General features: G+C 49.4%; 10 protein-coding genes and 2 tRNA genes. 8 read left to right on the forward strand and 4 right to left on the reverse strand.

The window, feature by feature from the left end; all coding sequences use genetic code 11:
* The first annotated feature begins 2 nt into the window (after positions 1-2).
* The 8 genes from H6B10_RS00995 to H6B10_RS01030 all read left to right on the forward strand — a co-directional run bounded on the left by H6B10_RS00995 (position 3) and on the right by H6B10_RS01030 (position 8,765).
* Complete coding sequence (locus tag H6B10_RS00995; protein WP_204649049.1) at positions 3-404, forward strand: hypothetical protein; 402 nt, start codon at positions 3-5, stop codon at positions 402-404.
* A 153-nt stretch (positions 405-557) separates the two neighbouring features.
* Positions 558-2,222, forward strand: a complete 1,665-nt coding sequence (locus H6B10_RS01000; RefSeq protein WP_204649050.1) for a hypothetical protein — start codon at positions 558-560, stop codon at positions 2,220-2,222.
* The gene (locus H6B10_RS01005) at positions 2,219-4,720 is read left to right on the forward strand and encodes a hypothetical protein (RefSeq protein ID WP_204649051.1); all 2,502 of its coding nucleotides are present in this window, start codon (positions 2,219-2,221) and stop codon (positions 4,718-4,720) included. The genes H6B10_RS01000 and H6B10_RS01005 overlap by 4 nt, the downstream gene beginning before the upstream one ends.
* Positions 4,707-5,744, forward strand: coding sequence for a hypothetical protein (locus H6B10_RS01010; protein WP_204649052.1), 1,038 nt, complete (start codon positions 4,707-4,709; stop codon positions 5,742-5,744). The genes H6B10_RS01005 and H6B10_RS01010 overlap by 14 nt, the downstream gene beginning before the upstream one ends.
* Positions 5,734-6,006, forward strand: coding sequence for a hypothetical protein (locus H6B10_RS01015; RefSeq protein WP_204649053.1), 273 nt, complete (start codon positions 5,734-5,736; stop codon positions 6,004-6,006). The genes H6B10_RS01010 and H6B10_RS01015 overlap by 11 nt, the downstream gene beginning before the upstream one ends.
* Entirely contained in the window at positions 5,999-7,252 is a 1,254-nt protein-coding gene (locus H6B10_RS01020) for a hypothetical protein (protein ID WP_204649054.1), read from the forward strand. The genes H6B10_RS01015 and H6B10_RS01020 overlap by 8 nt, the downstream gene beginning before the upstream one ends.
* Before the next feature lie 108 nt (positions 7,253-7,360).
* Positions 7,361-8,272: a glycoside hydrolase family 25 protein gene (locus tag H6B10_RS01025; RefSeq protein ID WP_275951042.1), complete on the forward strand. Its 912-nt coding sequence runs from the start codon at positions 7,361-7,363 to the stop codon at positions 8,270-8,272.
* Between the two features lie 13 nt (positions 8,273-8,285).
* Positions 8,286-8,765, forward strand: coding sequence for a phage holin family protein (locus tag H6B10_RS01030; RefSeq protein WP_204649056.1), 480 nt, complete (start codon positions 8,286-8,288; stop codon positions 8,763-8,765).
* Between the two features lie 220 nt (positions 8,766-8,985).
* Here H6B10_RS01030 and H6B10_RS01035 read toward each other — a convergent pair.
* From H6B10_RS01035 to H6B10_RS01050, 4 genes are all read right to left on the reverse strand, one after another.
* Positions 8,986-9,076 (reverse strand) — tRNA-Ser (locus H6B10_RS01035).
* 39 nt (positions 9,077-9,115) lie between these two features.
* Positions 9,116-9,206, reverse strand: a tRNA-Ser gene (locus H6B10_RS01040).
* Positions 9,207-9,281: 75 nt separating this feature from the next.
* Positions 9,282-9,986: an HAAS signaling domain-containing protein gene (locus H6B10_RS01045; protein ID WP_204649057.1), complete on the reverse strand. Its 705-nt coding sequence runs from the start codon at positions 9,984-9,986 to the stop codon at positions 9,282-9,284.
* On the reverse strand, positions 9,983-10,351 hold the full coding sequence (locus H6B10_RS01050; protein WP_204649058.1) for a PadR family transcriptional regulator: 369 nt from the start codon (positions 10,349-10,351) through the stop codon (positions 9,983-9,985). Before H6B10_RS01050 ends, H6B10_RS01045 begins: the two co-directional genes overlap by 4 nt.
* Positions 10,352-10,595: the final 244 nt, after the last annotated feature.

A 10,595-nucleotide genomic window follows, 5' to 3' on the forward strand; every position in this document is an offset into this window, starting at 1 on the left:
CTATGGTTGAGATCGTACTGCGCGGGAGAAAATATCCTGCGTTATTTGACTTGCAGAATGTGAAGGAACTGCAGGAACGGTATTCCGATTTGACGCAGGTGGCCGAAAAACTGAATGATCCCGAAGAAGCTGCATTCATTATCTGGTTGCTGATCCGAGAAGGTGTAGAACTGGATAATGAAGAACACCATAAAGAGAATGAGGCACCCAGCCTTGAAATGGTGAAACGCCTTATTTCTTTTGCTGACCTTCAGGGCGGACTTGCTACCAGCGTAGAGGAAGCCTTTATGGAGTTTTACGGAAAAAAAGGATCAGGCCGTCAGGCGTTGAAAGCAATGCGGACGATGTTGAGCGAATCTGGGTTGACGATGCCCCAGAACGGCGCTTTGACGGCGACCGAGTAATCAACTTCCCACGGCTTAAGTATATCGCTGTTGGCTTGTTGGGTTATTCCCGGCGCGAAGCACGGTTCCTGAATCTGAATGAATTGCTGGAACAGTTTACAGAGTACTGTGCCATGAACGGCATTCCGCTGCCGGAGGAAAGGGGGCTTGCAGATGAGTTTGCCTAAAGCAGGCGTTAACTTGGTCGTTGAAAATGACCAGCAGTTCAAAGCAGCGTTAAGTGAGGTGAATGCCGGTCTGAAGGTAAACAAGCAGCAGATGCAGCTTGTTACCGAGCAGACCAAAGAACTTGATGACCGTCAAGTTGCACTGAAACAGAGATATGATGCTGCTGCCCAGACCCTGCAGAGTTATAAAGACAAGGTTGCCGTACTGCAAGAGGCCTATGAGAACTCCGTTCGCCGTGAAGGAGAAGCCAGTAAGACCACGATGCAGTGGAGATCTAGCCTGATCAGCGCTCAGACTGAGGTGGAACGCCAAAAAAATCTGTTGAAAGATTTGCGTGAAGAGCAGGAAAACGTGAATAAGTCTACGGCCAGTCTTGCGGATGTGGTAAATGGCCTGGCTGATGCTTTTGGCGTAAATCTGCCGCCCAGCATGCAAAGTGCGGTAGACGGGTTGGAAAAATTTTCTGCCAGCGGTGCTGCTGCTGTTACAGTTATTGGTGGGATGGTAGCTGCGCTAGGAAGTACAACTATTTCTATGAGCCAGCGAGCCGATGAATTGACAACACTTGCGGCGCAGACGGGTTTGACGGCTGAACGGCTTCAGGAACTTGAATATGCAAGTGAATTTGTTGATGTTGGTGTTGATACACTGCAGGATAGCCTAAAGGAAATGACCAATAGTATGCAGGCGGCTCGGGAAGGAAGCGGCGATGCAGCTGCTGCGTTCAAGGAATTGGATGTTAAAGTGGCAGATAGCCGTGGTAGCCTGCGGAATAACTACGAGGTGTTCCTGGAGGTTATTGATGCACTGGGTAGTATGAAAAACGAGACCGAGCGGGATGCCTATGCGATGCAAATTTTAGGTGAATCGGCCACACAGTTAAATCCCCTTATCGAAGCAGGATCCCAAAAGTTACAGGAACTTGCTGCCGATGCGCATGAAGTAGGATATGTTATGGACGATGAAACCCGTGAGAGTCTTGTACAGTTGAATGATGCACTACAAAAGCTTGATAAACAAGGGGATGCGGTGCATCTGCAGTTTGCGGAAGCTTTACTTCCCATTCTTACGGCTTTTGCTGAACTGTTAACTGCTATTCCCACACCAGTGTTAACAGCAGTCATTGCTATTACCAGTATTGCTACCGTAGTACTGTTGGTGGTTAAAGCTGTTAGAGAACTCCAGGGGCCAGTAAGTGCTGTGTCGGGATTGATCACGGGGGTCACTGGGCTTATGGACCCATTGTATATTAAAATCCTGCTTATTGTTGCCGCAATTACAGCGCTTATTGCTGTAATTGCTGTACTGATTGGCAAGGGAAACGACGTCACGAACGCAATGAACAGTATCACATCGGCTACCACAGGGACCATGCAGGCGGCCAACAGCAACATGCCTCGTTACGCTACCGGAACTCGCAGTGCAAAAGGCGGACTGGCTCTGGTGGGAGAAAACGGGCCAGAGTTGATCAATCTGCGTGGTGGAGAGCGAATTTATACCAATGGGCAAACCAGAAGTATGCTGGGCGGCGAGACAATCAGTATCGGAACTATTGTCATCGATGCCAAAAATGTGAAAGAGTTCAACGACATCGTAGAGATCGCCAAGAATGAAGCAGTTACTATCCGGCAGGGGGTGAAGAAGAATTGAAGCATCATAGCTGGACTTCCACAGGCGCATCAAATCCACAGATGTATCCAGACAGCTCTGAATTTGCATGGAGATCCTTCTTCAATTTTAGTACAGGCGGTTTTAGTAGTAGCAGATATGTCTATCAGATTTTTGTTCATGCTAAATATGCGCGAATGTCTGATAGTATTAGAGCTTCTATTCATCCGGCGGCCGGCGGTGGCAAGTATTATCCTAATACATCAATGTCTGCTGAAAGCAGCGATTGGAATCCAGAGATCACCAGTGTGGCAACAAACTGGTCTCAAGCAATGGTCCGAGCTGCATTGACCAATGGTATTTACATCAATTGCACAAATGGTACGGTAAACATTAAGTATATGCCAATTTTGGCAGTTGACTCATACCAGGGAAAAATCACTCCTACAGGCAGTACATTTACAAGCGGTTCAATCGCACGTTATACGAAATATCGTTTGGAGTGGACAACTGACGCCGAGGACGAATTTGAACGAAGCAATTCTACATGCCAAATTGTAATTACTGACCAAAACGGCGGTAATGTAAAAACCGTACCGCTTGCAAACGGTGCGACCTCGTATGATTTGGACACAACACAGTGGTCCGGTGGAACGGGCCTGCGCTGGAAGGTCCTGGTAGGTGCTTATGCATCTGGAACTGTAACGGAAAGCCCCACGTACACGCTTAGTCTGGTAGACCCCACTGCCAAAGTAGATGATTTACGTCCAACCAGTAAAACGTACTTTGGTTTTGAATCTGTTTTCAGTTGGGCATTTACAGGGTCAATTGCAAGTGGTTCCATCAGTGGAGCGTTGCAGCAAGGGTCTGCAGTTCTGCAGTATCGTACGGACAACATGCCGGAGCCTGCACAGTTCGCAAGTGTGAACAACGGAACAACGCATGTCAATGTAAATTGCGGAGTTCTTCCGGTTGGAAGCTACCAGTGGCGTGTTGTGGCCACTAGCACTGTAGGAACAAAACATACTTCCGGATGGGTTCAATGCACCAACGTTGAGGTGCCTATTTCGGTTAAAGGTGTAACGCCTGCCGAGGGGGCCCATGCTCCACGGGCAATCATTAACCGTTTCAGCTGGGCTTTCAGTGTTGACAGTGATGATGCGCCGGGTGACGTGGTGCAACGCAGTGCTGTGCTTCATTTCAAGACAGATAATGAGGTCACCTGGCACAAGATGAGCGTGAACGGATCACAGCAATACTGTGATGTTCCGGCATTTACGTTTGCTGAGGGGGCTGAAACTCTTGACTGGTATGTAGAGGCGGTGGCAAACACCGGATCTACCGCAACCAGCGATACAATTACAGTATCGACCAAGGACGCGCCCAGTACACCAGTGGCGATTAGTCCTGCTGGAGAATATCTGGATGATGCGGTGCAGGGAATTACCTTTACTTGGGCCCACGCAAACATAACCGGAACAGCGCAGTATGGATGGGAAATCAGCTATTCAAGCGATAGCGGCGCATCTTACAACGTTTTTGCCTCAGCCGATGATGATGCTAGCAGCTATCAGGCAAAAGCAGGGGTATTCCCTTCAGGTGTTATTTATTGGCGTGTGCGAACCAAAAATACAGACGGCGTATTTGGTGAGTATTCGGGTGCCGCTATTTTTGCGATTCGCCGTGCTCCTGTGGCTCCAATTATATCCTACTATGATAACAAGCCACTGGCACTGATGCGTTGGCAGGCAAAGGAGCAAGACGGCTATGAAATAGCTGTGGATGGAGTAAGTCTTGGTGTTCGATATGGTACTGGAAAGGTATGGCAGTCTGATGCTGTATTGAGTGATGGAAAGCACACCTTGCAGGTACGTATCTATAATACCTATGGAGATGTATCTCCATGGAGTACGTGCGAAATCAACGTGAAAAATCTGTCTGGAACTCCAGTAAATCTGCATGCCGAAAGTCGTTGGGGTGAGGTAATGCTCCGATGGAATGGTAATACAGGTTACATTTTGCGTGATGGTTTTCTGATAGGAAAGGCTTCCGGCGGAGTATATACGGACCGTACTAGCTCAAAAGCTTACCTTTATATAGTGCGTGTGTTTGATGAAGATGGATACTATACGGATAGCGCTCCTGTTATGGCCGCACCCAGTGTGCCTTATGCTGCCATAGGTCCATTACATGGGGATTGGTGGCTGGCGCTAAAATATGCAACCAGTTACCAGAACTACAGTAAGACCATCAGTGTCGGCGGTAGCTTGCAGCAGTATTGGAGTAAAGAAAAGCCGGTGTGGCATGATTCCGGAAATCGAGTGGTCACGCATGCGATTGCTCATGCTTGTAAGAGTGTCAGCGAATTATCTGTTTTGCGCAGTTTGGCAGGGCAGGAGGTTATTTATAAAGACAGGGATGGTCACCTGGCAATCGGAGTTTTTCAAGATATGCAGGAGAGTCGTGAGTTTGGATGTACAGCGATAACCTTGAACGTGACCGAAACGCAGCAGGAGGTCGTCAAGTATGATACGATATGAATTTATCGCCATGCGTGGCGGAGCCCCTTATAAAGTGTTGCATGTTCCGAGTGATTGTACGCCGCAAATCCGATTTACAGGCAATGCAGAGGTCAAGAGCACAATCAGCTTGACGGTAGAGCCAGACGATACAGTGAACTGGTTGACCGATATGTTGAGTGTGGTGCGCGTGAATAATGCCGAGCGTATACCGCTCGGCCTTTTTAATATCACGACATCACCGGTAATTACTGACGATTACGGCCACTCCACACAGGATTTGACTGGATACGATCAGGGATATGCGCTGCGAAATTTGAGTTCTCTGGAAAAAAGCCTGACGATTCGGGCCGGAACAAAATACACAACGGCTATCCGTGAGCAATTACTTGCAGCTGGTATTAGGGTGGTCAGCATTATCGAGAACGATGAAGTGTTGATGACAGACCATGCGTGGGAAACAGGAACAACGCGTTATACGGTTGTATCTGATCTACTGGCCGAAATAAATTACCGCGATATCTACTTCGATGGAAATGGTGTGGCTGTTGCCGAGCCGTGGGAACCTGCATCGATTCATAGCAAAACACATCGATATGGCAATGAGGAAACAACGCTATTGAGCATTCCGATGAGTGTTCAGGCGGATACTTTTGATGCAGCTAACGTGTTTGTAGATATCGTGTCCAGTGCGGACTTGGACCAGGAACTACGTGCTGTTGCAGAAAATGTAAACCCAACAAGCCCACTGAGTTTGATGCGCCGTGGTCGCCGGATTGTTAGTGTACAAACGGTGGATGGTATAGCATCCCAGGAGGCGTTAGAGACACACGTCAAAAATCGCATGCTGTTGAGTATGATGGGAGCTGCAAGCTATACCTTCACATCCTGTGGGGACATGGAGCGTCCACATGGCTTGAATGACAGTATTTTGATGATGCGCGACAGGATCGGTTTGCTGGAGGAACAGGACTGGACGTTGAACTGTATTCCGGGTGGTCAAATGGCGCATACGGCAAAGAAGGTGTATTACAGTGTTGATTAAGACTTATCAAGAGAAAAAATCGCTGGAGAGTACAGTCAAGAGTGGGAGTATTGCTACGGTTGCATCTGTTCATAGTGATGGTATCGCTTTGATACTGCCGGGTGATACTGCTGCTTCCGACAAGCATTACCCCTATAATGCGTCGGCTACTTTCGAACCTGGCCAGCGTGTTCATATTGCCAGGGAATCCGGGACAATCATCGTAGAATATCCAATCGGCGGAATGAAAAGCGCTCTGAAAGAGGAGAAGTATAATGAGTAAAGTTATGATCTATTCGCCTCCGTCAACCGCTCAGATCAAGCGCTGTTCTGTTGACTTTGACCTTCGCAGAGAACCTCCCAAGATTTATCTTGTACAGTACGACAAAACACTTCCTGTCGTTGAAGTGGCCTTAAATAAAGGCGGTACGGCTTATCAGCTGCCCGAGGATGCCGAAGTCAATATCCGGATGGGAAAACGCAATAAACTTGCTGTGTATAATCCTGTTCTGGGGTGTAATGAGGATCGCGATAGAGTTTATGTAGAAATTACAACGCAAATGACAACGCAAGAAGGTGTGTTTGATCCTATCTTGGAATTGCTGGTTGGCGGTGGAATTGCGGGCACATCTCCTATTCAATTTATCGTTCAACGCAATCCTGTTCAAGATGATGCGGTTGAAGATGAGACCGAGCGAAAGACAATCGCAGAGTATGCCAGACAGGCCAGTGAAAGCGCATCAGCCGCCGCCAAAAGCGCCGAAGATGCAGGAGAAAGCGTTCGGGTTGTTCAGGAAAACGAAGAGTCAATAAAATTTATTCAAGATAATATCGAAGATATCCGGCAAGCGAAGCAGAACGCGTCAGAAGCTGCTGACAGTGCCACGCTATCACAAAGCTGGGCTGTGGGTGGAACCGGAACCCGTGAAGGGGAAGATACGGACAATGCAAAGTATTGGTGTGCTGAAGCCCAAAAAGTTGCCCAGGGCGCTTTGGGCTGGTACGAAAATGAATCTGCGTTGAGAAGTGCGCATCCGACTGGGCAGGATGGACAATGGGCGCTTGTTGGTGATACTGATACAATCTGGACATGGGATAGTGACGCGAGCGACTGGATCAACACTGCCACCCGGATTGACTTGTCCAATTACTATACCAAAGCCCAGACCGATGCCCAGATCAAAACCGCAATGAGCAACACAGGTACACTGGTTTATGGCAGCTCAGTTACCACCGGCACTGTGAACAATGGCGGTGTTGGCACTATCGGCACGCTGAAAATACCTTCGGCGGGGGTGTGGATGGTGGCGGCCAGCGGGTGGAAACCCGACGCAATCGGTAAAGGAATCGTGAGTATCGATAACATTGGCGGTTGTTCACTGAGCGAGTATCAGTTTTGCCTGGCCGGTGTGATACAGTGCAGTGGCGTTACAACCATGAACCTGAACGTGACAAACTGGAGCGGTAATACAGTCAACGGCCAGCAGAGCGCGGGTCTGATTTTCAGAGCAGTAAAAATTTCCGGCTAAGGAGGGAGCCTTTGCTGTGTGTAACCGACTTCCGGATCAACCAATACAAGTAGGTGTATCCTATATGCTATTTATTCTGTAAAACTTTGAGGAATGGATGTGAATAACATGATTTATGCAATTGACGTAAGTAAGTGGCAAGGCGAAATGAATTGGGCGACGGTTAAAAATGCCCGTATCTCCCACGCCATGATTCGAGCAGGCTATGGAAACAGCACCAAACAGATCGATCCGCAGTTTAAGCGAAATGTGGCAGGGTGTGAATTGTACGGGGTTAACTGGGGCGTGTACTGGTACAGCTACGCCACCAGCCCTGCGCAGGCACGTCAGGAGGCCCGTTGCTGCCTACAGGTTATTCAGGGGCTTAAACCGACAATGCCGGTGGCTTATGATATCGAGTATGAGCCGGGCATCCTGGCGTTGGATAATGCCACCCGCACCGCCATGGTGAAAGCCTTCCTGGAAGAGGTGGAGGCAGCCGGGTATTACGGTATTCTGTATGCAAGTACCAACTTCATCCAGACAAAACTCAACTGGAAGGAACTTGCCTGCTACGATGTGTGGGCTGCTCAGTATGGAAGCCGGTGTACAAGCCCTCTGCCTTATGGAATCTGGCAGTACAGCAGCCAGAACGCCCTGGGGGTTCCGGGGTTCGGAAAGAGCTTGGACTGCAATCGGGTTTACAAAGACTATCCGAAGGTCATCCAGGACGCGAGCCTCAACGGATTTACGGCTCCCGAAGAGAATCCCGCGCCGGACCTGAGCGCATGCAAGCAGGTATTGGCTATTGGGCCGGTAACGATGGGAGATGCGCTGCAAATCGAAGCCCTCTGCAAGAGTTTGAACATCACCGGAGAAAACCATCTTTATACCAGCAAGTGGAATGACGCCGAGAAGATGCTGCAGACAATTAACATCGGACCAGTCAGCTCCGGGGATGCCTGGTACATTATGCGGCTTTGTGAGCGGCTGCAGCTGACTGAACAGAGACTGTATCACAGTGACTACACTAAAGTTTGAAGGAGATAAAATCATGGAAAACGATAACATTTTTCTGGCTGTAAAAGCGGCTGTGGTTGCGCTTATGGGGGCCTATGGCGCGGCTTTTGGTTGGCTGGGCTGGTTGATTTTGGCCTGGGTAGGCTGCATGGTTCTGGACTGGATCAGTGGCAGCGCGGCCGCTGCGGCAAAAGGTAACTGGTCCAGCGCCGTAGCTCGCGCAGGGATCTGGCATAAAGGCGGTATGGTGGTTGTAGTAATTGTAGCCGCCGTAGCTGACTGTGTGCTGGGCATGGCTGTAGCACACTTCCCGTCCCTTGGAGTCGATTATACAGTTCTGGTACTTCCTGTAATCCTGGTGTGGTACATCTTTACCGAACTGGGTTCCATCGCTGAAAATGCAACTGGAATGGGAGCAAACGTTCCCGCTTGGCTTACCAAACTCCTGGCCGCTGGCAAGCAGTTGGCTGAAAACCAGATTGACCTGCCGGACGATACCGACCATAACCTGTAAATAGTGAAAATCCCCCAGCCGTCCGGAAGAAGCCGGGTGGCTGGGGGATTTTTGTGTCCATTATGGACACAATTTTTTACGACCTTTTTACGACCTTACTAAAGAAATACGACCATTTTACGAACCAGTATATAGCATTATTGCGCATTATCTCACATTATTGAAAAAACGAAAACCCGCGTTACTACGGCTTTTTCAAGCTGTAACGCGGGTTTTACGGTGGCGGAGTAAGAGAGATTTGAACTCTCGCGGCCCTTTCGGACCCTACGCCCTTAGCAGGGGCGCCTCTTCGACCTCTTGAGTATTACTCCACAAGTCAAAGTGATGATATATTCACTTGTTATACAAAATGGCGGAGAGGATGGGATTCGAACCCATGGTCCGCTCACGCGAATCGCTGGTTTTCAAGACCAGTTCCATAAACCACTCGGACACCTCTCCTCAGTGGCTGCCGCCAAATGCGAGTATTATTCTAGCATGGAAAACCTGGCTTGTCAAGCCCGGTTTGAAAAAATATCAATTTTTTTTGCCGGACCTTTTGCAGTGCCTCCATTCCCATACAGTCCATATCGCTACAACCAGGCAAAGCCAGACCCCGCTGGTAGTCAACTGGCTTAGCAGATAAGCTCCTGCAAGCAAACCCGGCATTTGCTGCAGCACAAAGACCATAAAAAGCTGAAGCACAATCCCTATCAGACAAAGCACAAAGGGGACCGCATACCGCTTGCCGGAACCTCTGCGGCACCAGCCTGCCGCCAGAAATCCGGCCGCGCAGCCCAGAAGCCAGGGAAGGACTTCCCATAAACCGGAGGAAGTTTCTGTTGATACAAAAATGGCCGTGGGGCCGTCTGCCCCGCCGATGACGCCGATGCTGCTGGTATGTGACTGCAGTAAAAACAACTCGGGCAAAATGAACCTTGCCAAAAGGATGACGGCTGCCAGTGCGACAAAGGCCCAACGCCAGCGGCTGACGGGCTGCACGGTTTCATCATCCAGTGCCGCGTTGAACTCTGCGGCCACTTCCTCCGGGGAGCCGAGCTCCTGCATGATCGCTTCGTCGCTTTGCCCATTCTCTCGGCGGCTCTGAAAGTCGCTGGCCAGTTCTGTCATAATACGCACACGGGTTTTGCGGTCTACCCGCAAATGCCGTTCAATGGCATTCATGTACCGTTTGACCGGCGGCAGAACATCCAATGTTGTGTTGCCAATTTTCCATTTCATTGCGATTCTCCTTCCATGCATTGTTCCACACAGTCCACAAAGTGATGCCAGGTTTCACATTGCCGTGTTAGCATAGCGTGGCCCGCATCTGTTACCGTATAGACCCGTCTGGGAATTTTGCCTACCGAAACCTTCCCGTCCGGACTGTTCCATACAGAGGTGATGCAGCCTTCTTCTTCCAGACGATAGAGGATAGGGTAGAGCGTACCCTCTTTCAATTCCAAAAGCCCGCCGCTTTTTTCCCGCAGCCGCACAATCAATTCATACCCGTGGCTGGGGTTCTCCGCCAAAAAACGGAGCACCAGCATCTCCAACACACCTTTTTTCAGTTGTTGGGCAAACCTCTGTTCGCTGCCTGCTGCCATTGGCACACCTCCCATATCCATATGCTTAGGATTACTAAATACTATATATCACAAAAGTTGTGCCATGTCAATGACACTTGTGTGCCGGAGGTACTCTTTACATTTTGCGATGCTGTGCTATACTAATACCGATTGATAATTCATCCTGGGAGGTACTTCCATGAACGATCCGCGTTGGGCGTCCATCGACGCCTTTGCTGAACAGAACCGTGAAAATATTTTGCGCGACATTACCCGTCTGGTG

It is taken from the genome of Gemmiger formicilis (assembly GCF_016901605.1).
Classification (GTDB): Bacteria; Bacillota; Clostridia; order Oscillospirales; family Ruminococcaceae; genus Gemmiger; species Gemmiger formicilis_B.

Bases quoted from the DNA above. Each gene is read 5' to 3' on its own strand.
- H6B10_RS00995 (WP_204649049.1), top strand. From the start codon at position 3: ATGGTTGAGATCGTACTGCGCGGGAGAAAATATCCTGCGTTATTTGAC.
- H6B10_RS01000 (WP_204649050.1), top strand. From the start codon at position 558: ATGAGTTTGCCTAAAGCAGGCGTTAACTTGGTCGTTGAAAATGACCAG.
- H6B10_RS01010 (WP_204649052.1), top strand. From the start codon at position 4,707: ATGATACGATATGAATTTATCGCCATGCGTGGCGGAGCCCCTTATAAA.
- H6B10_RS01020 (WP_204649054.1), top strand. From the start codon at position 5,999: ATGAGTAAAGTTATGATCTATTCGCCTCCGTCAACCGCTCAGATCAAG.
- H6B10_RS01025 (WP_275951042.1), top strand. From the start codon at position 7,361: ATGATTTATGCAATTGACGTAAGTAAGTGGCAAGGCGAAATGAATTGG.
- H6B10_RS01030 (WP_204649056.1), top strand. From the start codon at position 8,286: ATGGAAAACGATAACATTTTTCTGGCTGTAAAAGCGGCTGTGGTTGCG.
- H6B10_RS01045 (WP_204649057.1), bottom strand. From the start codon at position 9,986: ATGAAATGGAAAATTGGCAACACAACATTGGATGTTCTGCCGCCGGTC.
- H6B10_RS01050 (WP_204649058.1), bottom strand. From the start codon at position 10,351: ATGGCAGCAGGCAGCGAACAGAGGTTTGCCCAACAACTGAAAAAAGGT.